General features: G+C 64.3%; 22 protein-coding genes. 9 read left to right on the top strand and 13 right to left on the bottom strand.

The window, feature by feature from the left end; all coding sequences use genetic code 11:
• Positions 1-23 precede the first annotated feature (23 nt).
• Positions 24-521 carry an Rv1443c family protein gene (locus ROH8110_RS07760; RefSeq protein WP_085817206.1) on the bottom strand — a complete coding sequence of 166 codons (498 nt, stop codon included), beginning with the start codon at positions 519-521 and terminating at the stop codon, positions 24-26.
• A 179-nt stretch (positions 522-700) separates the two neighbouring features.
• The gene (locus ROH8110_RS07755) at positions 701-2,077 is read right to left on the bottom strand and encodes a cytochrome P450 (protein WP_245962820.1); all 1,377 of its coding nucleotides are present in this window, start codon (positions 2,075-2,077) and stop codon (positions 701-703) included.
• A gap of 213 nt (positions 2,078-2,290) precedes the next feature.
• On the opposite strand from ROH8110_RS07755, the gene ROH8110_RS07750 reads away from it, so the two are divergent.
• Genes ROH8110_RS07750 through ROH8110_RS07735 form a run of 4 tightly spaced genes read left to right on the top strand, consistent with a single transcriptional unit; the run spans position 2,291 to position 9,741 of the window.
• Positions 2,291-4,531: an acyl-CoA dehydrogenase gene (locus tag ROH8110_RS07750; protein ID WP_085817205.1), complete on the top strand. Its 2,241-nt coding sequence runs from the start codon at positions 2,291-2,293 to the stop codon at positions 4,529-4,531.
• A complete protein-coding gene (locus tag ROH8110_RS07745) occupies positions 4,528-5,820 on the top strand; it encodes an acetyl-CoA C-acetyltransferase (RefSeq protein WP_085817204.1) in 1,293 nt (430 codons plus the stop codon). Before ROH8110_RS07750 ends, ROH8110_RS07745 begins: the two co-directional genes overlap by 4 nt.
• Positions 5,817-7,904: a 3-hydroxyacyl-CoA dehydrogenase NAD-binding domain-containing protein gene (locus tag ROH8110_RS07740; protein ID WP_085817203.1), complete on the top strand. Its 2,088-nt coding sequence runs from the start codon at positions 5,817-5,819 to the stop codon at positions 7,902-7,904. Before ROH8110_RS07745 ends, ROH8110_RS07740 begins: the two co-directional genes overlap by 4 nt.
• Positions 7,897-9,741: an acetyl-CoA hydrolase/transferase C-terminal domain-containing protein gene (locus ROH8110_RS07735; protein WP_254903756.1), complete on the top strand. Its 1,845-nt coding sequence runs from the start codon at positions 7,897-7,899 to the stop codon at positions 9,739-9,741. Before ROH8110_RS07740 ends, ROH8110_RS07735 begins: the two co-directional genes overlap by 8 nt.
• Here the strand turns inward: ROH8110_RS07735 and ROH8110_RS07730 are convergent.
• Genes ROH8110_RS07730 through ROH8110_RS07720 form a run of 3 tightly spaced genes read right to left on the bottom strand, consistent with a single transcriptional unit; the run spans position 9,738 to position 13,155 of the window.
• Positions 9,738-10,058: a hypothetical protein gene (locus tag ROH8110_RS07730; RefSeq protein ID WP_085817201.1), complete on the bottom strand. Its 321-nt coding sequence runs from the start codon at positions 10,056-10,058 to the stop codon at positions 9,738-9,740. The genes ROH8110_RS07735 and ROH8110_RS07730 overlap by 4 nt on opposite strands.
• A complete protein-coding gene (gene ctaD / locus ROH8110_RS07725) occupies positions 10,055-12,538 on the bottom strand; it encodes a cytochrome c oxidase subunit I (RefSeq protein WP_085817200.1) in 2,484 nt (827 codons plus the stop codon). Before ctaD ends, ROH8110_RS07730 begins: the two co-directional genes overlap by 4 nt.
• The gene (locus ROH8110_RS07720; protein ID WP_085817199.1) at positions 12,535-13,155 is read right to left on the bottom strand and encodes a cytochrome c oxidase subunit II; all 621 of its coding nucleotides are present in this window, start codon (positions 13,153-13,155) and stop codon (positions 12,535-12,537) included. The genes ctaD and ROH8110_RS07720 overlap by 4 nt, the downstream gene beginning before the upstream one ends.
• Positions 13,156-13,221: 66 nt before the next feature.
• Between ROH8110_RS07720 and ROH8110_RS07715 the strand changes: the two genes are divergently transcribed.
• Complete coding sequence (locus ROH8110_RS07715) at positions 13,222-13,743, top strand: DUF2231 domain-containing protein (protein ID WP_245962821.1); 522 nt, start codon at positions 13,222-13,224, stop codon at positions 13,741-13,743.
• On the opposite strand, the gene ROH8110_RS07710 is transcribed toward ROH8110_RS07715, so the two are convergent.
• Together ROH8110_RS07710 and ROH8110_RS07705 are read right to left on the bottom strand one after the other, a co-directional pair.
• Complete coding sequence (locus ROH8110_RS07710; protein WP_085817197.1) at positions 13,713-14,225, bottom strand: CopD family protein; 513 nt, start codon at positions 14,223-14,225, stop codon at positions 13,713-13,715. The two genes, ROH8110_RS07715 and ROH8110_RS07710, sit on opposite strands and share 31 nt — an antisense overlap.
• Positions 14,219-14,920, bottom strand: a complete 702-nt coding sequence (locus tag ROH8110_RS07705) for a cytochrome c oxidase assembly protein (protein ID WP_085817196.1) — start codon at positions 14,918-14,920, stop codon at positions 14,219-14,221. Before ROH8110_RS07705 ends, ROH8110_RS07710 begins: the two co-directional genes overlap by 7 nt.
• Positions 14,921-15,234: 314 nt before the next feature.
• Here ROH8110_RS07705 and ROH8110_RS07700 point away from each other — a divergent pair, with 314 nt between their 5' ends.
• Positions 15,235-16,239: a PAS domain-containing HWE histidine kinase family protein gene (locus tag ROH8110_RS07700; protein ID WP_170156494.1), complete on the top strand. Its 1,005-nt coding sequence runs from the start codon at positions 15,235-15,237 to the stop codon at positions 16,237-16,239.
• Between the two features lie 156 nt (positions 16,240-16,395).
• Here the strand turns inward: ROH8110_RS07700 and trxB are convergent, their stop codons facing one another.
• Positions 16,396-17,340 (bottom strand): thioredoxin-disulfide reductase, encoded by a 945-nt coding sequence (trxB, locus tag ROH8110_RS07695; protein ID WP_085817194.1) that lies wholly within the window; start codon positions 17,338-17,340, stop codon positions 16,396-16,398.
• A 163-nt stretch (positions 17,341-17,503) separates the two neighbouring features.
• The gene (locus tag ROH8110_RS07690; RefSeq protein WP_170156495.1) at positions 17,504-18,250 is read right to left on the bottom strand and encodes a DUF1194 domain-containing protein; all 747 of its coding nucleotides are present in this window, start codon (positions 18,248-18,250) and stop codon (positions 17,504-17,506) included.
• 295 nt (positions 18,251-18,545) lie between these two features.
• Between ROH8110_RS07690 and ROH8110_RS07685 the strand changes: the two genes are divergently transcribed.
• Positions 18,546-19,046 carry an Lrp/AsnC family transcriptional regulator gene (locus ROH8110_RS07685; protein WP_085817192.1) on the top strand — a complete coding sequence of 167 codons (501 nt, stop codon included), beginning with the start codon at positions 18,546-18,548 and terminating at the stop codon, positions 19,044-19,046.
• Between the two features lie 24 nt (positions 19,047-19,070).
• Here ROH8110_RS07685 and ROH8110_RS07680 read toward each other — a convergent pair whose 3' ends face one another.
• The 4 genes from ROH8110_RS07680 to lgt all read right to left on the bottom strand — a co-directional run bounded on the left by ROH8110_RS07680 (position 19,071) and on the right by lgt (position 23,191).
• Complete coding sequence (locus ROH8110_RS07680) at positions 19,071-19,856, bottom strand: Hint domain-containing protein (protein WP_085817191.1); 786 nt, start codon at positions 19,854-19,856, stop codon at positions 19,071-19,073.
• 628 nt (positions 19,857-20,484) lie between these two features.
• A complete protein-coding gene (pgeF, locus tag ROH8110_RS07675; protein WP_085817190.1) occupies positions 20,485-21,240 on the bottom strand; it encodes a peptidoglycan editing factor PgeF in 756 nt (251 codons plus the stop codon).
• Positions 21,237-22,307 carry a class I SAM-dependent methyltransferase gene (locus ROH8110_RS07670; RefSeq protein ID WP_085817791.1) on the bottom strand — a complete coding sequence of 357 codons (1,071 nt, stop codon included), beginning with the start codon at positions 22,305-22,307 and terminating at the stop codon, positions 21,237-21,239. The genes pgeF and ROH8110_RS07670 overlap by 4 nt, the downstream gene beginning before the upstream one ends.
• Positions 22,304-23,191, bottom strand: a complete 888-nt coding sequence (gene lgt / locus ROH8110_RS07665; RefSeq protein WP_085817189.1) for a prolipoprotein diacylglyceryl transferase — start codon at positions 23,189-23,191, stop codon at positions 22,304-22,306. The genes ROH8110_RS07670 and lgt overlap by 4 nt, the downstream gene beginning before the upstream one ends.
• Positions 23,192-23,287: 96 nt before the next feature.
• Between lgt and ROH8110_RS07660 the strand changes: the two genes are divergently transcribed.
• Both ROH8110_RS07660 and ROH8110_RS07655 read left to right on the top strand, forming a co-directional pair.
• Positions 23,288-23,533, top strand: coding sequence for an accessory factor UbiK family protein (locus ROH8110_RS07660; protein WP_085817188.1), 246 nt, complete (start codon positions 23,288-23,290; stop codon positions 23,531-23,533).
• Positions 23,534-24,011: 478 nt separating this feature from the next.
• Positions 24,012-24,512, top strand: a complete 501-nt coding sequence (locus ROH8110_RS07655) for a type III secretion system chaperone family protein (protein WP_085817187.1) — start codon at positions 24,012-24,014, stop codon at positions 24,510-24,512.
• Positions 24,513-24,579 lie beyond the last annotated feature (67 nt).

Below are 24,579 nucleotides of genomic sequence, written 5' to 3'. Positions count from 1 at the left end.
AAGGCCCCTGGCGGTGGCCGGTCTCAGTCGGCGGGGTTGAACATGGGCAGTTCTGCGCCCACCATCCGCGTCGATCTGGTCAGCGAGGTTTCGATACAGGTGCCATTGCGCGCCTTGTGCCGGTGCCGGTACATGAAGCGGGCATATCGTGCCACGATCGGCGTCATGATGCCGGCATCAATGATGACGTGATCGACCCAGACCGAACCCGTCGCAGTCGAATGAACCTGCAGACGGTGCCGCCAACTGCGGATGCGGTCGCAGAACTCGACGGTCTCCAGAAGGCGCGAATGCTTGCAGATACGATCCACGCGGATCTGGTAATTCCTGCACCCGATCAGCCCGAACAGCCGGATATCGGTCGCATATTGCGCGCCTTCCACCATTGGAACGGGGGGCAGGCCGCGATATTTCGATATCTTGCGGGTGGCGTGAAGAAGGTCGGAAAAATCGCTGGCGCACTTGAACAGGACGTCGGCGTCTGCCGTGTAAGTGGCTTTGACGAACAGGTTTGCCGCCATAATGTCACCTCATCAAAAGCTATAGGTTTGAAATGGCCGGCAATCTGAATCGCGGCACTTGAACGCCCGGCGCGACAGGCGTGTCCTTTGACGAGGCGTATTTTCTCAAAGAGGCGACAACATGGCGGTTTTGCGCCGGAAATGACACGATCCGGTCACGGCGGCGCTTGCGCCGGGCCTTACGCGTCGAGCGGTCTGGCTTTCAGGATGATAGGCCCGCTCGGGCGCATCGTGAAGGTAAGCGTGGGTTCGGGAATGGGATGGTCGGTCAATCCCAGCGACACCTGTCTCAGGATCGAAGCGACCAGCACCATGATCTCGGTCTCGGCATATTGGGCTCCGATGCAGATCCGCGGCCCGGCTCCGAACGGCATGTATTGCCCGCGACCGTATCGTTTCCCGAGAAAACGCTCGGGGTCGTATTCGTCGGCCGCGTTCCAAAGCAGGGTGTTGCGATGCAGGGAATAGACCGGAAACATGATGACATCTCCCTTGCGGAAGGTCACGCCGCCGATTTCGGTCTCATGCGTCGCGTCGCGTGCAAACAGGGCACCGGAGGGGTAAAGGCGCAGCGTCTCGCGAATATGCGCCAGCAACCGCGGCATCTGCGGCAAGGTCTCAAAGGTGATGGGACCGGTCGGGCAGGCCTCCATGACCTCGCGCCGCAGTCTCTCCTGCGTGTCCGGAAACATCGCCATGAGATACAGCGCCCAGGCGATCGTATTCGCAGACGTTTCGTAACCGGCGGCGACGAATGTCAGCAGGTTGTCGACCGTTGTGTCGATATCCTCGCGGTCGGTTTCCAGCGCCTCGATCAGCAGGTCCAGGAAATCCTGAGGTTCCTCGTTCCGCTCGGCCCTGCGGTTTTCGATCACGTTATGCGTAAGCTGCCTGACATCCGCGATGACCTGCTTGCTGCGCAGCCATTTCCACCGCGGCACCCATTTCGGCAGGCCCATCAGGTCGAACAGCGACATGTAGCTGATGTAATCGTTGAACCGGCGCATCCCGTCGCGGATTTCCCGTTTGCTGACCGACTCCGTTCCCGAGAACATGACCCGCGATATATTCATCAGCGTCGCTTCCTGCGCTGAATCGGCGACATCGACTTCGCCTTCGGCCATCCTCAGGAACGCTGCCAGCTCCTCGCCGGTTTCCGCGAAATGCGCCGTCAGGATGGGCAGGTTTCGCGCCGCGAAGATCGGCGCATAGCGGTGTCTTTGTTCCCGCCATTTCTCACCCTCCGACAGGATCATCCCGTTGCCCACGGCGGGGCCGATGACATTTCGCGTGAACTGGGATTTTGGAAAACTGCGCCCGACCCCGGCCAGAAGCTCGGTGATCATGTCTGGCTCACATACATAGTGGATATTGGCGGGGCCGCGCAGGTAACTCTGTGTTCGCGTCTCGTCAGGGATGACCGAAAAGATGTTCTTCCCGGCCTTGCGCGCGAAATCGATCAATCCGATGTCTTTCGTGGCCAGGGGCGCCGCAACCGGGATGTCCCGGCAATGGTCCTCGCGATATTCCATTTTCGGCAGGGTGCTTGATGCCATTGGGGTCATTCCTCGCGTCTGAAAGCACTTGATGCTCATCGCCCGCGTCGTGTCCGACGTGGCAAGAGCCCGGAATCGCATGGATTTAAAAATGAAACTTGTCGTGAACTCGGATTGTCGAACGATCTACGATTCTTCGCATTATGTCCACATTGTGGCAACGGGTCCGGCATCGCGTGCGGAACCAACGCGGCATTTATTCGTTGAAGGGTCATGGGAACCCTACGTCAGAAACTGACCAAACCGATTCACGGATGGGCGCGCAAGGCGCTGCCATCGCTCTCGGATACGGAACGCGAGGCGCTCGAAGCCGGCGATGTCTGGTGGGAGGGCGAGCTGTTCTCCGGCAATCCCGACTGGTCGAAACTGCAAAGCGTCAAGGCACCGGAGCTGAGCGCGGCGGAACAGGCCTTCATCGACGGGCCATGCCGCGAACTCTGCGCCATGATCGACGATTGGAAGATCAATCAGGAAGACGCGGACCTGCCGCCCGAGGTCTGGGACTTCCTGCGCGTCAACCGCTTCTTCGGGATGATCATTCCCGAGGCCTATGGCGGTCTGGGCTTTTCGGCCTATGCCCATTCGGTCGTGGTGCGTTTCCTGTCCACACGCTCGGTCGCGGTGGCGGTCACCGTGATGGTCCCCAACTCGCTGGGGCCGGGCGAGCTGCTCATGCAGTTCGGGACCGAAGCGCAGAAGGACCACTGGCTGCCCCGGCTGGCCAGGGGCGATGAACTGCCCGCTTTCGGCCTGACCAGCGCCGAAGCCGGGTCCGATGCCTCGGCGATGGCGGATGAGGGCATCGTATGCAAGGGCGAGTGGAACGGCGAGGAGGTGCTGGGCATCCGTCTGAACTGGTCCAAGCGATACATCACTCTGGCGCCGGTCTGCACGGTGCTGGGGCTGGCCTTCAAGATGCGCGATCCCGATAGGCTTCTGGGCGGCGACGAGGATATCGGCATTACCTGCGCGCTGGTCCCGACCGACCTCGAAGGGGTCGAGACCGGTCGCCGCCACCTGCCGTCCTCAACCATGTTCATGAACGGCCCGACCACGGGCGAAGACGTGTTCATCCCTCTCGACAATATCATCGGCGGGCAGGATTGCGCCGGTCATGGCTGGACCATGCTGATGAGCGCGCTCGCCGCCGGTCGGGGCATTTCCCTGCCCTCGATGGGTTGCGCGGCCATTGCGCTTTCGGCCCATACCACAGGGGCCTATGCGCGCATCCGCCAGCAATTCAACCTGCCCATCGGCAAGTTCGGCGGCATACAGGCGCGGCTGGGGCGTCTGGCGGCGGATGCCTATGCGATGGACGCGGCGCGCAACCTGACCTGCGCGGGCCTCGACGAAGGCCGCGCGCTCTCGGTGATCTCGGCGATCATGAAGACCCACGCGACCTTCCGCATGCGTGATGCCCTGAACGATGCGATGGATGTCCATTCGGGCAAGGCGGTGATCGACGGGCCGTCGAATTACCTGCTGCCCTTCTATCGCGCGGTGCCCATCGGCATCACCGTGGAGGGCGCCAATATCGTGACGCGCAGCCTGATCATCTTCGGTCAGGGCTCGATCCGCGCGCATCCTCATATGCTGGACAACATCCAGGCGCTCGGGATCGCCGATGACGAAGAATCGCTGCGTCGTTTCGATGAAAGCCTCTGGGCGCATATCGGCCATACCACGCGCACCTTTTTCCGTGCCTGGGGCCGCGCCTGGACCGGCGGGCGTTTTGCCCCCGCACCAGCGAATGCCGGACCGCTCGCGCCGATCTACCGGCAGCTTTCGCGCTGGTCGGCAGCCTATGCCCTGACCGCGGATTTCGCTTTTCTGACGATGGGCGGCGCACTCAAGCGCAAGGAAATGATCTCGGGCAGGATGGGCGATATCCTCTCCGAGATGTATATCCTCTCGGCCACGTTGAAACGCTGGGAGGACGAGGGGCGCCAGGAGGCGGATCTGCCGGTGGTGCGCTTTGCCGCCGCGCGCGGGTTCCGCGCGATCCATGAAGCGATGGATGGCGTTCTGGCGAACTTCCCGGCCCGTTGGGCCGCTTGGGTCCTGCGCTTCTTCACGCTGGCCGGTCGTGCTCCGGCCCTGCCCGACGACAGGCTGACCGAAGAGTGCTCCGACCTGATCTATACCCCCTCCGAAAGCCGCGACCGCATTGTTGGGCACATCTTCGAGGGTTGCCATTCCGAGGGGATCGAATTGCTCAATCGCTGCTACGCGGCGGTGACCGGGGCCGCGCCGCTGATGAAAAAGCTGCGCGATCTCGGCAAGACACCCCAAGAGGCGCATGAAGCCGGCGTGCTGAGCGACGCGGATATCACCCGATTGAACGAAATGGATGCGTTGGTGGCCGAGGTTGTGGCGGTCGATGACTACACGCCCGAGGCATTGTCCAAGCTGTTCCCCGGCCTGCGCAAACCGGCTGCGAGGGCTGCGGAATGACGGAACGTCCGGTCTATCTTGTCGATGGCGCCAGAACACCTTTCCTGAAGGCGCGTGGCGGGCCTGGCCCCTTCACCCCGGTCGATCTGGCGGTTCAGTGCGGGCGGCCGCTGCTGATGCGCCAGCCCTTCGACAAGACTGCCTTCGATCTGGTCATCCTGGGCTGCGTCAACGTGATCGCCGACGAGATGAACCCCGCGCGCGTCGCGGCGCTGCGCCTCGGGATGGGCGAGCAGATGGTCGCCTTCACCACGCAGATCAACTGCGGCTCGGGAATGCAATCCATCGATACGGCCTTCCGCTATATCCGCGAGGGCACGCACGATCTCGTGCTGGCCGGTGGTGCCGAGGCCCTCAGCCATGCGCCGCTGGTATTGCGCCAAAGCGCGGTCGAGTGGTTCGGCGAGATGAACGGCGCCAAGGGCCCGGTGGAACAGGCGCGCGCGATGACCGGGCTGCGGCCCGAATTCTTCAAGCCGGTGATCGGCCTCGAGCGCGGTCTGACCGACCCGATCACATCGCTCAACATGGGCCAAACCGCCGAGGTGCTGGCGCATCGTTTCGGCATCGAACGCGAAACGGCGGATGCCTATGCGATGGACAGCCACCACCGGCTTGCCCATGCGCAAAAGGAAGGCTGGCTTGCCGATGAGGTCATGACCGCTTTCGACAGCGACGAAGGCCGCGCCTATGACCACGACGACGGTGTGCGCCCCGACAACAACATGACATCGCTGGCGAAACTCTCACCCGCCTTCGAGAAACCCTATGGCAAGGTCACGCCCGGCAATTCCAGCCAGATCACCGACGGGGCGTCCTGGGTGATCGTCGCCTCCGAGGCCGCGGTCGAGGAACACGACCTGAAACCGCTGGCGCGGATCGTCGACAGCGAATGGGCGGGGCTGGACCCCTCGGTCATGGGGCTCGGCCCGGTCCTGTCGGCCACGCCCCTGGTGACGCGCAACGGCCTGGACCTTGACAGCGTCGGCCTCTGGGAGCTGAACGAGGCATTTGCCGCTCAGGTCCTGTCCTGTATCGCGGCATGGGACGACCCCGGCTTCTGCCGCGATGTTCTGGGCCTCGATCAGGCTTTCGGCCTGATCGACCGTGACCGGCTCAACGTCGATGGCGGCGCGATCTCGCTGGGCCATCCGGTCGGCACCAGCGGCAACCGTATCGTGCTGCACCTTGCCAATGCCATGAAACGGCGCGGGGCAGGGACCGGCGTGGCAACCGAATGTATCGGCGGCGGACTGGGCGGCGCGATGTTGCTGGAGGCTGTGGCATGACCAAACCTGTCCTGGACCATATGGGCGAAACGAAACTGGCGCTGGGGCCGCTCGGTGATCGGCCCGGCGCGGCAGAGGGTGACGATTGGCTGAGCGGCATCGACGAGACCGGCATCGCCTGGCTCGCGCTCGACCGGCAGGGCCACAGCGTGAACACGATCTCGCAATCCGTGCTGCGCGGCCTTGCGGATCATCTGGACCGGTTTGAACAGGACATGCCCAAGGCCGTTGTGATCCGCTCGGCCAAGATGACAGGTTTCGCCGCGGGGGCGGATATCACCGCCCTTGGCGATATGTCGGACGAAGGCGCCGCGGACCTCCTGAAACAGGGTCACGATGTGCTCGACCGGCTTGCCGCGCTCGATTGCCCGACGATCTGCGTGACGCATGGCGCGGCCCTCGGCGCGGGGTTTGAACTGGCGCTCGCCTGCGACTGGAGGATCGCCGTCGAGGGCGCGTCCTTCGGATTTCCCGAGGTGAAACTGGGTCTGCACCCCGGCCTCGGCGGCAGCTTTCGCCTGCCCGCGCTGATCGATCCGACCGAGGCCATGACCCTGATGCTGACGGGCAAGAGCGCGCATACCGCAAAGGCGAAGTCGCTGGGCATTGCCGATGTGGTCTGCCCAGAACGCCATGTTGCGGCCGCCATCGCCGCCATCGTCGCGGGCGACGTGCGGCGCGACGGCGCGGGCCTTGTCTCGCATGCCTTCAAGCTCGGCCCGGCGCGCGCCTTCGCCGCCAGAAAGATGCGCGCGAGGACCGCCGAACAGGCGCCGCCCGAACAGTATCCGGCGCCCTATGCGCTCATTGATCTCTGGGAGGAGCACGGCGACGATCCGGGCGCCATGCAGCAAGCGGAGATCGCCTCCTTCGCGCATCTGCTGACAAGCGAAACCTCTCGGAACCTGCGTCGCGTGTTCTTCCTGCGCCAAGGCCTCAAGGACAAGGCCCGCGGCGACGACGGTATCGCCCATGTGCATGTGGTAGGCGCCGGTTCTATGGGCGGCGAAATCGCCGCCTGGGCCGCCCTGAAAGGCAAATCCGTCACCCTTGGCGATGTCGAAAGCGATCCGTTGGCGGCGGCGATGAAGCGCGCACGCGAGATATGCGGCGACAAGCACCTCAACCGCGCCGAAACCCGTGACGTGCTCGACCGGCTGGTGCCAGACCCTCAGGGATACGGCATCGAGCGCGCCGATCTGGTGATCGAGGCGGCACCCGAACAGCTGGAACTGAAACGCCGGATATTCGCGGATCTCGGCGTGCGCATGAAGCCGGACGCGATCCTTGCGTCAAACACCTCAAGCCTGCCGCTGACGGAACTGGCGGATCAGGTCACGCGGCCCGACCATTTCGCGGGGCTGCACTTCTTCAACCCGGTGTCCAGGCTGGAACTGGTCGAGGTGGTCGCCCATGCAGGGACGGCAAAGCCGGTGATGGACCGGCTCGCGGCCTTTTGCGGTGCCATCGACCGGCTGCCGGTCCGTCTGCGTGATTATCCGGGCTTTCTGGTGAACCGCGCGCTCACGCCCTACCTGATGGAAGCGATGGTCCTGATGGACGAAGGCATCGCCAAGGACGTGATCGACCGCGCCGCCATCGATTTCGGGATGCCGATGGGGCCGGTCGCGCTGGCCGACCAGGTCGGGCTCGATATCTGCCTGCATGTGTCCGAAAGCCTGAAGGCAAATCTCGACAAGCCCATGCCCGACATATCCGCGGCGCTGCGCGAGAAAGTCGAGGCAGGCGAAACCGGCAAGAAGGCAGGCCGGGGCTTTTACGACTGGTCCGAGGGCACACCCCACCCCGAACCTAGGGCCGAAGGCCCCGATGGCTTGGCCGACAGGCTGATCCTGCCGATGCTCGATGCCTGTGTCGAATGCCTGCGCAAGGACGTGGTCGGCGACCCTGACGAGGTCGACGCCGCGCTCGTCTTCGCGACCGGGTTCGCTCCCTTCCGCGGCGGGCCGATGCATTACGCAAGGTCGCGCGGGCTCTCCGAGGTGGCCTCCAAGCTCTCGGAACTGGCCGAACGGCACGGCCCGCGCTTCACGCCCGACGCGGGGTGGTCCGGCTTTGGCTGACGCCCCCCGGATCATGACCGATGCGGATGCGTTGGCCGCACGGATCGTCGCCGATACCGGCGGCGACATCCGGCTGGCCTTGCCACTGGGGCTGGGCAAGCCGGTGACGCTGCTCAATGCGCTGACGCGCGCGGCCTGCGAAGATCCCTCCATCCACCTCTCGATCTTCACCGCCCTGACGCTTGAGCGCCCGTCGCCGGGGTCGGATATCGAAAAGCGGTTTCTCGAACCCGCGATGGACCGCCTCTTCGGAGCCTACCCCGACATCCTCTATGCGCGGATGCTGCGCGAAGGCAGCCTGCCGGCGAATATCGAACTGCGCGAATTCTTCCTTCTGGCGGGCCGCTGGCTGGGCGTCGAGCGGATGCAGCAGAACTATATCTCGGCGAATTACACCCATGCGCGTGATGTGCTGATCGCGCAGGACCCCAACGTCCTGATCCAGCTTCTCGCGCGCGACGGAGATGGCTACTCGCTCTCCTGCAATACCGACATCACCGCCGATCTTCTTCAACGCCGCGCGGCGGGGCAGATGGATTTTCTGATGGCGGGCGAGATCAACGATCAGCTGCCCTTCATGCACGGTCCCGCCGCCGAAATCGACTCCGCGACATTGCAATACTGCCTCGATCCGCCGCGCCAGTTTGAACTGTTCTCGGCCGTGCGCCAGCCGGTCTCGGATGACCATCACGCTATCGGCGCCCATGTCGCGGGGCTGGTCCGCGATGGCGGCACGCTGCAACTGGGTATCGGCAAGACGGGCGATGCCGTCGCCCATGCCCTCATCCTGCGCCAGAAAGGGCGGTTCGCGCCCCTGCTCGACGATCTTTCGCCCGGTGCCGACGCCCGGACAACCGGTTTTGAAACCGGGCTTTATGCGGCGGCAGAAATGCTGGTCGGGGGGCTTCTGGCCCTCTTTGAGGAAGGGATCGTCAAACGGCAGGTGGACGGCGCCGCCATTCACGCGGCCTTCTTTGTCGAGGATCGCGATTTCTATGCCAGGCTGCGCGACATGCCGCCTGATCGGCGCGCGCAGATCCAGATGCGTGCGGTCAGTTTCACCAACGCGCTTTACGGCGACGAAGCCGCCAAGCGCGCTGCCCGGCGCGATGCCCGCTTTGTCAACAGTGCGATGAAAGCCAGCCTTCTCGGCGCTGTCGCGTCGGATGTGAAAGACGACGGGCAGGTCGTCAGCGGCGTCGGCGGGCAGTTCAACTTCGTCGAGCAGGCCTTCGCGCTCAAGGGCGCGCGCTCGATCCTCACGCTGCCCTCGACCCGCGAAAGCGGCGGCAAGACGGTGTCGAATATCGTCTGGGAGCTGCCTTTTGCCACCGTCCCCCACCATATGCGCGACATCGTCGTCACCGAGTATGGCGTCGCCGACCTGCGCGGTCAGCCCGACCACGAGGTGATCGCGCGGATGCTGGCAATCACCGATGCGCGCTTTCAGGAGCCGCTCCTGAAAGCGGCGCAGGAGGCCGGAAAGATCAGCAGGAATTTCCGCCTCGGCGCGCAATCGAACACGCCCCAGCGGCTCAAGGAATGGCGCGACGCGCATCGTGCGGACCTGCCGGATTTCCCCTTCGGCACCGATTTCGACAGGCTGGAGCGCAAGTTGCTCCCGGCCTTGGCGCGTCTTTCGCGGGCGCGTCACAGCCCGGCCTCTCTCGCCCGGCTGATCGCGGCGAGCCTGTTTCGTGCCGCGCCCGCACACGAGGCCGACGCGATGTCGCGCATGGGGTTTGCGCGAAAGGCGCGCCTTGGTGAGGCGCTGACGGCGCGCGCGCTGCGCGGGGCGCTGCGTCTTGAACCTGCGCGCCACCCAGATGGCGGCTAAAGGCAGGACGAGGTCACGGCCACCGGAAACAGCGTGTAGCCCGCCGCGACAAGACCGGCCCAGCCCGTGATGCGGCTCACGAAACGCACGAAGCCCGAGCGCGCCGCCAGACGCGGATGATACAGCGCCGCCAGCAGCGCAGCCTGCAACAAAATGGCAAGCCCATAGGCCGCAATCAGAAGCACGCGGGGCAGCGACAGGCCCAGCACGGTGCCGCCGATCCCATGCCCGCAGATCAACCCCAGCAACCCATAGACCGCGCTGAACGCCGCAAGCCACAGCAAGGGCGCGATCAGGATGCGCAGGATGTCCTTCATGACAGAAGACCGGGCAAATATGCTGCCAACAGGACCAGAAGACCGATAACCGAAAGGTAGTCGATCCATAGGCTCACGATCGAGAACTCCGCCTGCCGCACGCGCGAGGTGAAGCCACGCAGCACGCGCGCCGCCAGGAATCCCGCCATCAGCGCGCCCAGACCCGCATGGAAAAGCCCATAGCCTCCCAGCACTAGCAGCGTCGCGCCATAGGCATGCCCCATCGGCGCAGGGGTCTGAACCATCACCGCCGCACAGGCGGCCGCGACGGCCAGCGCACCGACGAGCGCGAGGCCGATGCCGGGCAGCGCGGTGTCGCCGCGCCGGTTGGCACGGATCGCCTGCCGCATCGCGGCAGGCCCAATAAGCGCCCCGAACCCGCCGATCCCGGCCATCACCATCGCGCCTGCGAACCACTCCGGCGGCGGCCAGCCCGGCGCGACGGTCCACAGAAAGGCAAAGCCGAACAGCAGCGCGCCAAAGAAGGTGGCATCGGCACTGAGCAGGAACAGCGTGCCCCACCATCCCGGCGAGCGCCGGGCCGTGGCGGCATTCGCCAGCGTGATCCCCTCGCGCACCTGCACTGGCTCGGGGTCTTCCCTGCGGCCGTTCCCCCAGACCCATTTGCACGCCAGGATAGCGACACCGGCCAGCGCCAGCGGCACGGTCCAGTAGAATTTCACAAGCAGCGACAGGAAGAAGACCCCGGTAAGCGCCGACATGGTGACCGGCAGGCGGGTATTGGCCGGATAGACGACATGCATGTCCGGTCGCCCGCTGGCGATGTCCACGCAGAGCGTTTCGCGCGCGCCCTCCCGAGGCGTCGCCAGATAGCCCTCGCCGCGTGCCAGCCGGACCGCGAGGTGCGGATCGTCGGCAAGCGGCGTGCGGCTGTCCACCTGCGGAAGGCTGGCAAAGGTATAGGCCGGGGGCGGGGTCATCATCGCCCATTCCAGCGTCCCCGCGCGCCAGGGATTGCGCTTGCCCCGCGCGGCGATCAGCACATGCAGGACCACGTCGATCAGGATCATGGCAAGGCCGATCGCCAGCACGAAGCTACCGACCGACGAGATCAGGTTGATCGCGGTCCAGCCATCTTCGGGCGCATATGTGGGAATGCGCCGCCGCTGACCCATCAGGCCAACCCAGTGCATCGCCAGGAACGTGACGTGAAACCCCAGGAACACGAGCGCAAATGCAACCTCGCCCAGGCGAAAGACGCGCCGCTGACCGGTGACATGGGGCAACCAGTAATAGACGCCCGCCAGGATCGGAAATACGAACCCGCCAAACAGCACGTAATGCAGATGCGCGGTGATGAAGGCCGTGTCATGCGCCTGCCAGTCGAACGGCACCACCGCCACCATGACCCCGGTCAGGCCGCCGATGACGAAGGTGCAGAAAAACCCGAGGATGTGCAGCATCGGCAGATGCAGCTCCGGGCGGCCTTTCCACATCGTCCCGATCCAGGCGAAGATCTGCACCGCCGTCGGCACCGCCACAAGCGTCGATGCCGCCGAAAAGAAGGCCAGCCCCATATGCGGGATGCCGGTGGTGAACATGTGATGCACCCAGAGCCCGAAGGACAGGAACGCCAGCCCCACCGCCGCCGCGACGATCCACCCGTAACCCAGAAGCGTCGTGCGGCACATCACCGGCAGCACGGTCGAGATGACGCCCGCCGCAGGCAGGAAGATGATATAGACCTCGGGATGGCCGAACAGCCAGAAGAGATGCTGCCAAAGCAGGCTGTCCCCACCCAGCTCCGCCTGAAAGAACGGCAGCCCGAATGCGCGCTCAAGCTCCAGCAGCACAGATCCCAGGATCAGCGGCGGAAAGCCGGTCAGGATCATCAGCGCGGTGATCAGCGCATACCAGGCGAAGATCGGCATCTTGTCCAGCGCCATGCCGGGCGCGCGGTATTTCAGGACCGACACGGTGATCTCGACCGCCGCGGCGATGGCGGAAATCTCGACGAAGGTGATGCCGATCAGCCAGAAATCGGTATTGATGCCGGGCGAATGGATCGCCCCCGACAGGGGCGGGTAGATGAACCAGCCGGCATCGGGCGCGATCCCGAGCAGCATCGCCACCAGCAGCATCACGCCGCCAAAGACATAACACCAATAGCCATAGGCGGTCAGGCGCGGAAAGGCGAGGTCGCGGGTGCCCAGGATCTTGGGCAGCAGATAGATCGCCAGCCCCTCGAAACAGGGAATGGCGAACAGGAACATCATGATCGTCCCGTGCATGGTGAAGATCTGGTTGTAGATCTGCGGCCCCGCAAAGGCCGAATGCGGCGTCGCAAGCTGCGCGCGGATCAGCATCGCCAGCAGGCCGCCGATGCCAAAGAAGACAAAGGCGGTGAGCAGGAACATCCGGCCCAGATCGTTGTGGTTAACTGTCGAAAGCCAACCCCGCATCCCCGGCTCGGATGCCCAGATCGCGCGCAGCCTGCGGTGACGTTCAAGCGCATTCATCGCTCTGTGTCCTCCACGAACGCGGCCCAACCGGCGGCATCATGGGCACTGACCAGAAAGGTGAACCCGCCATAGCCCGCGCCGCTGAATTCGGCGCTGAGCCCCCGATAGGTGCCGGGCCGGTCGGCCTCGATCCTCAGCGTGTTGACGTGCCCCGGTATCGCGTCGAGCTTGCCCGCAAGGCGCGGCACCCAGAAACTGTGGATCACGTCGGCGGTCGTGATCGCCACATCCACGGGCCGCCCGGCCGGAATATGAAGCACGCCCTCGGTTCTGCGTCCGGGCGCGTCCTCATAGGTGAAACGCCACGTCCACCTGCGCGCTTCGGCGCTGACGCGTATCACCTCGGGCTCTTCCCGCGCCAGCAGCCGCTCGCCGATGACAAGCCCATAAGCCAGAAGCGCACCCAGAACCGCCAGCGGAAAGACAAGCCCAAGCCCGATAACCCAGACCCTCAGCTGGCGCGCCTCGCCGCCCGCAGGCGCGCGGCGGGTGAAGGACAGCAACAGCAGGACCATCACCAGGGCGAAGATAAGCGCACCCCCGGCCAGCATCGCGCACCACAGCGCCGCGATGGATCGCGCCGCCGGTCCGGCGGGATCAAGCGTCGAATGCATTCCTTCGCAACCAGAAAGCGCCCCAAGCGTTATGAAAAGGATGGGAAGACGAAAGAGGATGCCGCCGTGACGACGCAAACGACAGAAGACGAGACCGCGACCGAAGACCTGATCGACCCGATCGCGGAACTTCCAGGGTTCAACGAGACTGAGTCGCGGATCGCCGTGCTCGGCCACCCGATCCACGCCATGAGCGTCGCTTTTCCGGTCGCTCTCACCTTCTGCGCCCTGGGGGCGGATGCGCTTTACTGGTGGACCGGTCAGACCTTCTGGGCGCGGGCCGCTCTCTGGGCTGCGGGCACCGGGTTCCTCTTTGGCATGTTCGCCGGGCTCTCCGGCACGGCGGAGCTTCTGCTTGTCTCCGGCATCCGTGTCCGCGCCCCCGCATGGACCCATTTCATCATCGCGGTGACGCTTCTTGCACTTCTTGGCGCGAACTGGGGCTATCGGCTTTACGGGTATGAACAGGCGGTGCTGCCCTATGGCATCCTCTTGTCGGGGCTTTGCGTGCTGGTGGTGGGGTTCACGGGTTGGCATGGTGGCAAGCTCGTTTTCGACTATCGGCTCGGAACCTCGAAGGGCATCTGACCGCCCCTCGGTTCCAGCAGCCAGTCGGGAAAGACGACCCAGTCCATTGCCGGTTTGGCCAGCACGAGGGTCAGGATCGCGATCATCGGCAGAAATGCGGCCGTCAGCGCAATGGCCGGGTCGGGCGGGCGGTGGTTTTCGGGCGCCTCGGCGACCCGCGCGACGTGGTCGCCGAACCAGGCATGAACCACCACAAGCAGCGCGACAAAGACGAGCTTGGCAAAAAGCCACGGCACAAACGCCTCGCGCAGAAAGATCAGCCATGTTCCGGTGATGACCGCGATCACCGCCGCCGGCGTGACGCAAAGCGTATAGGTGACATGCGTTGCCCGGCGAACAAGACGGTATTCCTCGGACACGAGGGCCGGACGATGACGGGCCAGCATCAGGGGCAGCACCAGAAGACCGCCGCACCAGATCGCCAGCGCGGCGATATGCACGCTCTTGAAGATCGGAATTGCCCTGAGAAGCCACTCTACCACACCGCGCCACCCCTCAGCCGTGTCCAGTGTCGCCGCGCCAGAAACGCCGCCGCCACGCCATAGGGAACGCCCGCAGGCACCCACATCAGCAGCCCGCCCAGCTGTTGATCTTGAAGTGGCGTCAGCCCCCAGTCGAACGGCGCCAGCGCGTGCGCGGCGTAAAGCGGCTCCGGCGCAAAGGTCAGAAGCGCGCCCAGCATCCCCATCTGTGCAAAACCGGCAACGATGAACAGGATACGCTCCACTGGCGTCCCGCCCGCCGCGAAAACCGCCCCCCAGAACCAGACCGCGCTGCCCAGAAGCGTGATCTGCATCAGCCAGTAGATCGCGATATTGGCAAGCGCCAGGTCGTAGGCGGCCGGATGATGCCACGCCCAGAGGATCAGGCTCGACACCGCAAAGGGCAGGGCGATCGCGCCGTGCCGCGCAGGACGCAGCGCCAGCGCCAGCAAAGGCGCCGCCACCGCGACCAGCAGCACATGATGCACGACCCGCGCCGAAAACAGCGCCGAAGACAGCGCGCAAAGCGGCGACACGAAGGCCAGGGTCAGGATCGCGACCGCGCCCATCCCCGCCGGTTCGCGCCGCAACACGACCCCCATCGCAACCAGCGCCGCCAAGAGCACCGGATCGACGTTCCAGCTTGTCCAGATCGCCTCCGGCAGAGGCGGCGGTCCACAATATGTCCCTTCCATCTCGGCCAGCTCCTGGTCTCCGTATGAAGGCGTCTCTCTGCTATGAACGCCTTGAGGGGCGTTCGGTTCTCCCGTGACCCGGAAAAGAACACGCACCCGTGCTGTTTCAGTGCTGCAATGGCTTGGCCGACAGTGCCGCAGAGGCAATGGATCTGCCGGGATATCGTCGCCATTGTCAGGCGTGCCGCCATGCTTCCCATCGGTCCTGCACGGCTGCGCACAGGCCCGCGATCCACCGCGCCCGTCGACTTGCGGCGCGCCCCCGTTCTTGTATCCTGCCGGCCAAAGCAAGAATAACATCGGGCGCGTTCACCATGCACAGATCGGAAAGCCTCCAGCAACATCTGGCCGCAATCGTCGAAGGCTCGAGCGACGCGATCATCACCAAGAGCCTCGACAGCATCATCCTGAGCTGGAATCCCGCCGCCCAACAGCTCTTCGGCTACGCCGCCGACGAGGTGATCGGCCAACATATCACGATCATCTTCCCCGACGATCTCAAGGATGAAGAGGCGGATCTCATCGCCCGGCTGCAACGCGGCGAGCAGATCGCGCATTTTGAAACCACGCGGCGGCGCAAGGACGGCACGCTCGTGCCCATTTCCCTGACGGTCTCCCCGGTGCGCGACTCCGCAGGCCGGGTCATCGGCGCCTCATCGATCGCCCGCGACATCTCCCTTCAGAAAGAGGCCGAGGAACGCCAGCACCTGCTCCTGTCGGAAATGCGCCACCGCGTCGGCAACGCCTATGCCCTCGCCGGGGGGCTGCTCGCCGTCACCGCCCGTCAGACACACTCCGTTCCCGATCTCGTCTCGGCGATGCGCGACCGGCTCAACGCCCTGGCCTCGGTCCATACCCTCGCGCTCAGCGCTCCCACCGATGCAGCCCCCGAGAGCAAGCGGCTCGAAAACATCCTGGCCCTGATCCTCGAGCCCTTCACCGGCGACGCGCCCGTCGAGCTCGACCTCCCCGACCTGCCGGTCTGCTCCGCCGCGATCACGCCCCTGACCCTGGTGATCTATGAACTCGCCACCAACGCCGTGAAATACGGCGGCCTCTCCGAATGCGGAGGCGGTCTCATCATTCGCGCAGAGTGCCAGCTCGAGCGTCTGAAGATCCGCTGGACCGAGCGCTTCGATGGCTGCTCAAGCCTGTCACAGCCGCATGTCGAGGGCTTCGGCACACGGATGTGCCACAGCACGGTCGAGTCCTCGCTGGGCGGCAGCTTCAGCCGCGCCTTCTCGTCCGAAGGGATGACGGCCACGCTCGATCTCGACCTGAACATCGTGGCAGGCCCCCTCGCGCAAAGCGCCGAATGACCCCCGGTGCCTAGGATCGCGGCCCGGCCGCAGGTCCGTCCTGCCCGTGAATCTTCGGCATGCGTATTTTCAGCAAGATGAAGCCGGGGCGTTCAGGCCTTCATCTGGCGTGAAATACCTCGGGGGTCCGGGGGCAGAGCCCCCGGCCTGTCCGGTTCAGTCATCCATTTCGGCGATGAATTTCTCGGCATCGAGCGCCGCCATGCAGCCCATGCCCGCGCTGGTGACCGCCTGGCGGTAGATGTGATCGGTCAGATCGCCCGCCGCGAAGAGGCCGGGAATCGAGGTGCGGGTGCTGCCCGGCTCGACCTTGACGTAATCGCCGTGATGCATGTCGACCTTGCCCTTGACCAGCTCGCTGGCGGGGGCGTGGCCGATGGCGATGAACACGCCCTTGCAGGGGATGTCGGTCGTCTTGCCTGTCCGGTTGCTTTTCACGCGCACGCCGGTGACGCCCTTGGGGTTCTCCTCGCCCAGCACCTCTTCGAGCTCGTGAAACCACAGGGTCTCGATCTTGGGATGCTTGAGCAGGCGGTTTTGCAGGATCTGTTCGGCGCGCAGTTCGTCGCGGCGATGGATCAGGGTGACTTTCGATGCGAAATTCGTCAGGAACAGCGCCTCTTCAACGGCCGTGTTGCCGCCGCCGATCACCACGATCTCCTCGCCGCGATAGAAGAACCCGTCACAGGTGGCGCAGGCGCTGACACCAAAGCCCTTGAACGCCTCTTCGCTTTCAAGCCCCAGCCACCTGGCCCGCGCCCCGGTCGCCATGATCACCGCATCGGCCGTATAGACCGCACCGCTGTCACCCTTCGCCACGAAGGGGCGGCTCTGCACATCGAGATCCGTGATGATGTCGCCGATGATCTCGCAGCCCATCGCCTTGGCGTGGGCCTCCATGCGCAGCATTAGGTCCGGCCCCTGCACCTCGTTGTCGCCGGGCCAGTTCTCGACCTCGGTCGTGGTGGTCAACTGCCCGCCCGGTTCGATCCCCTGCACAAGGATCGGCTCCAGCATTGCGCGGCTGGCATAGACCCCGGCGGTATAGCCGGCAGGCCCGGATCCGATGATCAGGCATTTGGTGTGACGGTTCTCGGCCATGGGGAATCTCCGGTGTTGCGGGTCAGGCTGCATATAACCCTCCCGCTGGCCGGTAGAAACCCCATCATCGCCGCATGTCGCGATTGTCATGTCTGGGGGCATGAAAAAGGCCCGCGCGGTGATCCCGGCGGGCCTTTCCCTTGATGATTTTACGAGGGCCGTATCAGGCCTTCTTGCGCCGGCGCAGTGCTGCCAGCCCACCGATACCGCTCAGCAGAAGCCACGCACCTGCGGGCAGCGGGATCGGGTTGGTGCCGGTGATTTCGGCTTTCAGCTTGCGCTTGATCGCCGAGTCGAAAGCATCGAAATCCGACGCGAACAGGCTGAAGGAATTGGTGCCACCCACGACATTGTTGTCGAAATAGGCTTGCAGTGTGGTCGATTGGATCGCGATCGCGTTGATCGCATCCACATCGGCGGCAAGCGCGGCATCACGCGCCACCGAGGGGGACACGCCCGCGTTGTTCGTCCCATCGCCAGAGACGTCGATCACCGCGCGGCCTGCACTGTTGTTCTGCAGCCAGCTGGAGATCGTCGTTGACGCCAGTTCGATACCCTCGCCGACACCGGTCGAATTGCTGTTGAAACGAGAGACGTTGCTAATCAAGTCGGCGAAGGCGTTCGCCGCCGCGGCTGAGTCAATCAGCGTAAATCCGATCCGCTGCGAAGCCGTGGTGCCGAACTGGATCAGGTTGACCGCGATCGAGCCATTGCGGCCATCGGACGTGTCGGTGATCGCATTCTGGATGCCGCTATCGCGGAACGCGTCCTCGTAGCCCTTCATCTGCAGATTGTATTCTGTCGAGTCGATGCTGCCGGACACGTCGATCACCAGTGACAGGACCGTATCCACAGTGGCAGCGCTGGCAGCGGTCAGCGAGCCAAAGGCAAGGCCGACAGAAAGCGCCACTGATTTGAGAATTGTATTGGGCATGGTTATCCCTCCGATAATACAGTTGAAAAAAATAGACCTACCGAAAAATGGCAAAGCACACTCTGCGTAACATAATAACCAGAGAGTCGACATTTTTAAATCATAATTCCGCCTCATTCCTGCAATCCTGGGGAACAAAACCGCATGTTTTGAGTATTGTATCTTATCTGGAAACAAGAACCCCCTAAGAAAATTGCCAAACCTTGAAACATTATTGCGCGCGCCCGCAGGTGGTTTATAACTTTTCCGAATTCACTGCTTGGAGCGAATCATGGCTGCCACCCGCCTCGACGAGATCGACCGCAAGATTCTTGCCGAACTTCAGGCCGATGGGCGCATGACCAATGTCGAACTGGCCCGACGGGTCGGAATCTCGGCGCCACCCTGTCTGCGACGCGTGCGCACCCTCGAGGAACAGGGCTATATCCGGGGCTATCATGCCGATGTGGACGCGCGCGAGCTCGGATTCGAAGTCCAGGTCTTCGCGATGGTCGGCCTGCAAAGCCAGGCCGAGGCGGATCTGAGTGCCTTCGAGACCCGCTGCCGCAACTGGCCGCTGGTGCGCGAGTGTCACATGCTCAATGGCGAGGTGGATTTCATCCTGAAATGCGTCGCCCCCGATCTGAGCACATTTCAGCGCTTCCTGACCGAGGAGCTGACCGCCGCCGACAATGTCGCCAGCGTCAAGACATCGCTGGTCATTCGCGGCGCCAAGGATGAACCGGGCGTGCCCTTCGACATCCTCGAGGAACGGCTCAAGCGGCTGGCGTGACGGGCGGCGCGCAGGCCACCCCGCTCAGGCCGCATCCATCGATGTGGCACCCGAGAACGGCAGGCGCAGATGCGACACGCTGCCGAAATCGCTCGCCTCGCGGATATGCGGAAAGAACGACAGGAACAGGGCCAGAAGGTTCGGGCTCATATGCCGCTCGAACCCGGCGCCGGGGTGGAAGGTCTCGAACTCGAGGCCGCCGGCGGTGATCGTCGCGTGGTCGCGCAGGCACAGGTGATAGACCGCGACCGAACTGGGCGGCGTGACCTCGACGACATTCATGCCATCGGCCAGGTCGCGCGGCGGGGTCAGCAAGCGTTCGCCGCCGAAACTGTCGCGCAGGCTGGGCGGCCGCGCCAGCAGCCGCGCGCCCGGTCCGGCCATCATGTTGGTCATCGGACGCTCCATGCCGAAAGCATCCGGCATGATCCGGGTGATCCGGCAATCCTGCGGCGCCAGCCCCTCGGCATCGGGCACCAGCGTCATCGACCCGATCCACAGCAATTGCGACGGCCCGTGCTCGGCGGTGATCAGCATCATGCCCGGCTCCAGATCCTCGACAGCGACCGGCCCGGTCGTGGTCTTGATCAGCGTGCCACGGGCGAAGGCGGAAAAGGCCTTCTCGAAAACGGGCGTGGCCGGGCCGATATTCTCGGTCTCATGCACGGATCCGTCCTCGCGCAGCGACCGGATCCGGTAGCGTCGCATCATCCGCGCCTTGCGCACGGCATCCGGTCTCGTCTTGCTGACGGACGCGGGCGGAGTTTTCATATCCTGGGAAAAGGACGCAGCCGTATTGGGGATGGACATGTTGTGTCACCTTCGAGGTAGTCACAACCGCGCCGGCCCCCACCGACAACGACAGAAGGACATTAAATATTAATTTCTTCTACGCTCGATAGGTCGCCGAAAAGCCTGATTTATGTCAAATTTTCAGGGCTATTGTTTCTCTTGTCCACAAAATGACGCGGGCGGGGATGGGTTTGTCCCGCCAGCGTGAACCGGTTTGCCACATTTCACCACACGGGGCGGCGAATCGCTTCGCTCTCAGGCGCTGCGCAGCTTGCGCGGCGCCGCCGCGGCGACACGGGCCTTGCGCCCATAGGGCAGGGGCGGCAGGGCCTGCTGGCTGGTTTCGATCACCGATTTCATCCAACGCTTCTTCATCTGTCTTTCCTCTCGTCTGCTCGGCGGTTGATCCGCATTTGCCGATACTATGGCGTCGCTTTGGGGCCGGGATTTGGCACGCACAAAGATTTTTCACGCATATTTTCACAGGGCGCCGCATGAAATGTGAACAGCCGCAGCCCCTCTATCGGAAACGGCGAAACATTGAATAAATTGAGAGAAATTCTAGCCCCCCGGCACGCAAGGCGCCTCCGCTGCGCCATCAAATCGGGCGGGATTGTGGGCCGCTCTGCCCCCATCCTGCCCGATTTCAGAGCCGGATCGCCGAGATCAGCCGCCCGTAATCCGCCTCGCCCGCGTGACAGGCGCGCCGATAGGAAAAGAACCGCGCCGGGTCTGCATAGGTGCAGTGGCGGGTCCATTCCGCACGGCCCACACCCGCCGCGCGCAGCCGCTCCAGCCCATAGCCGGGCAGGTCGAACAGGTAACGTCCATCCTCGCCATTGGCGAAGAAGCGCGTGTTGCCGGGATCTTCGGCAGCGAAGGTCTCCAGGAACTCGGGGCCGACCTCATAGGCCGCCTGGCTGATCGCGGGGCCGATCACCGCGATGATATCCTCGCGACGCGCGCCCAGATCCGCCATCGCGTCCAGCGTCGCCTCCAGCACGCCGTCCAGCGCTCCGCGCCAGCCCGCATGGGCCGCGCCCACCACGCCCGCCTTCGCATCCGCCAGCAGCACTGGCTGGCAATCGGCGGTCAGCACCGCCACCGCCACACCCGGACTGGCCGTGACCAGCGCATCCGCGCGCGGCCGCTGCTCCAGCGGGCGATCCACCGTGACCGCATCCGCCGAATGCACCTGGTCGAGCGTCAGCAGATGGTCGCTTGCCACTCCCATCGCTTCGGCGACGCGGGCGCGGTTGATGCGAACGATCTCGGACTGGTCGGACGACCCCGGCCCGCAATTGAGCCCCTCGAACACACCCGAAGACGCCCCCCCGCGGCGGGTAAAGAACCCGTGCCGGAACGGGGACAGACTGTCGGCGGTGATGATTTCCAGCGTCATGCGTCACATCCGGGCGGCGGCGCCGCATTGGGAGGGTAAAGTCCTAGCACCTGAAAGAGCGTCCCCATTTCCTGCGGATGGGTCAAGCGCCGATGTGCGGCAATATGGCTTTCCAGCGCCTCGCCTTCCAACGCCTTCGCCAGAACCTGCGCGCGCGCCGTCACGCCCAGCCGCTCGAGGACCACGCCCTGCGGCGTCGGGCGCGTGTGCTTTGCCGGGGCCGCCGCCCGCGCCAGCGCCTCGAAATCCACATGCGCCGTCAGGTCGGCCATGCCGGGCGCCTCGAACGGATCGGCGCGCTGATGACGGCGCACCGCCTGGAACGTATCGCCCAGGGTGCGCCAGCCGCCGTAATCCACGATCAGCGCCGCGCCGCCATGCGCCGCGATACGCGCACCGATCACGTCGGCAGCCGCCTCGCCCGCCTCACAGATCTCGACGACATCGCCCTCGCGCGTATCCTCAAGGCGGCGCGCCAGCTGCGCCACCTGCGTTGGTGCGCCCGCTTCGGGCACCAGCTTGCCGTCACTGACGCCCACGCAGCGCTCGCACCAGCCCGCGCCTGCACCCGCACGTATGAACTGCCGGATCGGCAGCGCGTCGAAGAACTCGTTCGCGATGAGGAAAAGCGGCGCCTCGGGCAGATCCGCAACCTCATCAAGCCATGTGACGTCATCACGCCCCAGCGTGGCCCGCTGCACCGCCCGCAGCGCGGGCGAGGCCTCGACCAGATGCAGGCGCATCGCCGCGTGAAATCCCGGCACGCCCCGCGTCGCGCGCAGAAGATCCGCCATCAGCGTGCCGCGTCCGGGGCCGCATTCGGCCAGCGTGAAGGGCGCGGGCGCCCCCTGATCCAGCCACGCCTGCGCCAGCGCAAGGCCCATCAGCTCTCCGAAAAGCTGGCTGATTTCCGGCGCGGTCGTGAAATCCCCCGTCGCGCCCAGCGGGTCGCGCGTGGCGTAGTAGCCATGTTCGGGGTGCATCAGGCACTCCGCCATGTAATCCGCCAGAGGCATCGCCCCGCCATCCCGGATGCGCGCGATCAGGATATCGCGCAGCGCCGTCATGCCGGATGCCTGCGCGCCCACAGGATAAAGACCAGTCCCAGCACCACCATCGGCAGCGACAGAAGCTGCCCCATGCTCAGGCCCACGCCGCCCGCATGAAGCACATAGCCCATCGGGTTGTCAGGCGTGATGAATTGCGGATCGGCCTGGCGCACGAACTCGACCATGAAACGCGACAGCCCGTAACCGGCGAAAAAGACGCCCGTTGCCAGCCCCGGAAATTTCAGCGCCCCGCGTGCCCAGACCAGCCACAACAGCACAGCGCCCAGCACCAGCCCCTCAAGCCCCGCTTCGTAAAGCTGCGAGGGATGGCGCGCGCAAGGCCCCTCGAGGCCGGGGCAATCCTGCGCGGCGGCGCGCGGGAACACCACGCCCCAGGGCAGGTCCGTTGGCCGCCCCCAAAGCTCGGCATTGATGAAATTGGCGATGCGTCCCAGCAACAGGCCCGCAGGCGTCGCCATGCACAGCACATCCGCCACCGACAGCCAGCGGATGCCGCGCCGCCAGGAAAACAGCAGGCAGGCCGTGACCACGCCCAGCAAGCCGCCATGAAACGACATACCCCCCTGCCAGACCTGCAGGATCTCGATCGGGTTCGCCAGGTAATAGGCCGGCTGGTAGAAGATCACGAAGCCCAGCCGTCCGCCAAGGATCACCCCGAGGATCACCCATGTCAGCAGGTCCTCGACCGCGCGCGCATCCATCGGTGGCGTATCATTGGCCCACAGATGCGGGCGCCTGACCGTGGCGACCACCAGCCGCCAGCCGATGACGATGCCCACGATATAGGCCAGCGCATACCAGCGCAGCGCGAATTCCATGCCGAAAAGGCTGACCGAGAAAATCTCGGGCGAGATGTCGGGAAAGGGGATCATGGCCTGCATGTGCGTCTCTGTGCCTCTGGTTGATCGGGGAAGTCAATCCTTGTCCCGAAGGGGTTGCGCGCTCATATAGGGGAAAACAGTTTTCCGGAGAATGACATGCAGACCCGCAACAAGGTGCTGGACGATATATCGCAACTGATGACCAACGCCATGGGCGTGGCGCAGGGCGCGCGCGAAGAGGCCGAAACGGCGATGAAATCCATGATCGACCGCTGGCTGGCCGATCGCGATTTCGTCACCCGCGAGGAATTCGACGCCGTGCGCGCAATGGCCCAGAAAGCCCGCGAGGAAAACGAGGCCCTCAAGGCCCGCCTCGACGCGCTCGAGTCGGCGAAGAAATAGCAACTGGCTTCTTGCCGGGACGCGCCCGTTCGCGTCGCGGCCTTCAGGCGGTGAACGGCAGGCGTCAGAAGGCACCTGTCACCCGCCCGGCCGCGCTGCGGCTTCATGCTTCCGGCGGGGCGATGATGGCCGGTCGGATCGCCCGTCTGAGGGGCGCTCAAAACCCTTCCGAAATCGTTTTGTACCAACTTCCGCCGCGACGTGCCGGAATCCGTACAAAACCACAGTACAAAACAGACGTTTTGTACGGAATCCAAGCTGTCGGGGCAGGCTGGAAAAGGAGTTGCCCGATCTTGCGGCGCTTTTGATTTCATCCACAACTTATTGTGTTTATCCCCAACAAATAGCTTTACAGGTTCTTTCAAACCGCGCACCATATCTTGTAGGACACGGAGGAATTCTCCCCTGTCCTTAGAGCAGGCACCTAGCGCTTGGGGCGCTGCAACGCCCTGACGCTACAACTCAAAGAGGTGGCGCCATGGCACTGTCCGAGCAGTTCATGCAGGAAGACCTTCATCCCATTGATATCGTTGAACATCTGGCCGAACATCACGACTGGGATTTCGACCGTATAGGCGACGATCAGATCGCGATGGCCGTCGAAGGCCTCTGGCGCACCTACTCCATCACCCTCGCCTGGTCCCCATTCGACGAGACCCTGCGCATGGTTTGCACCTTCGAGATGGAGCCCCCCGAAGATAAACTTTCCGTTTTGTATCATATGCTTAACGATGTGAACGATCAGTGCTGGGCGGGCGCTTTCACCTACTGGGACGAGCAGAAACTGATGGTCTATCGCTATGGTCTGGTGATGACCGGCGCGCAGGCCGTGAGCCCCGACCAGGTGGATACCCTCATCCGCGCCGCCGTCACCAATTCAGAGCGATTTTATCCGGCATTTCAATTGGTTGTATGGGGCGACCGCACACCGCAACAGGCGCTTCAGGCCGCCATCGCCGAAGCCTACGGCCGCGCCTGACACGCGCGGCGCCATTGCACACCCCCCGCGCCGCGCGTATCCCTGCACCTGTGCAAACGGAAAAACA

This window comes from Roseovarius halotolerans (assembly GCF_900172255.1).
GTDB classification, from domain to species: Bacteria; Pseudomonadota; Alphaproteobacteria; order Rhodobacterales; family Rhodobacteraceae; genus Roseovarius; species Roseovarius halotolerans.
The sequence above is the reverse complement of the archived record's forward strand: the minus strand, read 5'-3'. Positions and strand labels throughout refer to the sequence as shown.

Excerpts from the sequence above, each read along its gene's own strand:
- ROH8110_RS07730 (WP_085817201.1), bottom strand. The coding sequence starts at position 10,058 with ATGAAGGACATCCTGCGCATCCTGATCGCGCCCTTGCTGTGGCTTGCG.
- ROH8110_RS07760 (WP_085817206.1), bottom strand. The coding sequence starts at position 521 with ATGGCGGCAAACCTGTTCGTCAAAGCCACTTACACGGCAGACGCCGAC.
- ROH8110_RS07700 (WP_170156494.1), top strand. The coding sequence starts at position 15,235 with ATGCACAGATCGGAAAGCCTCCAGCAACATCTGGCCGCAATCGTCGAA.
- ROH8110_RS07685 (WP_085817192.1), top strand. The coding sequence starts at position 18,546 with ATGGCTGCCACCCGCCTCGACGAGATCGACCGCAAGATTCTTGCCGAA.
- ROH8110_RS07660 (WP_085817188.1), top strand. The coding sequence starts at position 23,288 with ATGCAGACCCGCAACAAGGTGCTGGACGATATATCGCAACTGATGACC.
- ROH8110_RS07750 (WP_085817205.1), top strand. The coding sequence starts at position 2,291 with ATGGGAACCCTACGTCAGAAACTGACCAAACCGATTCACGGATGGGCG.
- ROH8110_RS07720 (WP_085817199.1), bottom strand. The coding sequence starts at position 13,155 with ATGCATTCGACGCTTGATCCCGCCGGACCGGCGGCGCGATCCATCGCG.
- ctaD (WP_085817200.1), bottom strand. The coding sequence starts at position 12,538 with ATGAATGCGCTTGAACGTCACCGCAGGCTGCGCGCGATCTGGGCATCC.
- ROH8110_RS07670 (WP_085817791.1), bottom strand. The coding sequence starts at position 22,307 with ATGACGGCGCTGCGCGATATCCTGATCGCGCGCATCCGGGATGGCGGG.
- pgeF (WP_085817190.1), bottom strand. The coding sequence starts at position 21,240 with ATGACGCTGGAAATCATCACCGCCGACAGTCTGTCCCCGTTCCGGCAC.
- ROH8110_RS07745 (WP_085817204.1), top strand. The coding sequence starts at position 4,528 with ATGACGGAACGTCCGGTCTATCTTGTCGATGGCGCCAGAACACCTTTC.
- trxB (WP_085817194.1), bottom strand. The coding sequence starts at position 17,340 with ATGGCCGAGAACCGTCACACCAAATGCCTGATCATCGGATCCGGGCCT.
- ROH8110_RS07755 (WP_245962820.1), bottom strand. The coding sequence starts at position 2,077 with ATGGCATCAAGCACCCTGCCGAAAATGGAATATCGCGAGGACCATTGC.
- ROH8110_RS07655 (WP_085817187.1), top strand. The coding sequence starts at position 24,012 with ATGGCACTGTCCGAGCAGTTCATGCAGGAAGACCTTCATCCCATTGAT.
- ROH8110_RS07705 (WP_085817196.1), bottom strand. The coding sequence starts at position 14,920 with ATGGAAGGGACATATTGTGGACCGCCGCCTCTGCCGGAGGCGATCTGG.
- lgt (WP_085817189.1), bottom strand. The coding sequence starts at position 23,191 with ATGCAGGCCATGATCCCCTTTCCCGACATCTCGCCCGAGATTTTCTCG.
- ROH8110_RS07740 (WP_085817203.1), top strand. The coding sequence starts at position 5,817 with ATGACCAAACCTGTCCTGGACCATATGGGCGAAACGAAACTGGCGCTG.
- ROH8110_RS07680 (WP_085817191.1), bottom strand. The coding sequence starts at position 19,856 with ATGTCCATCCCCAATACGGCTGCGTCCTTTTCCCAGGATATGAAAACT.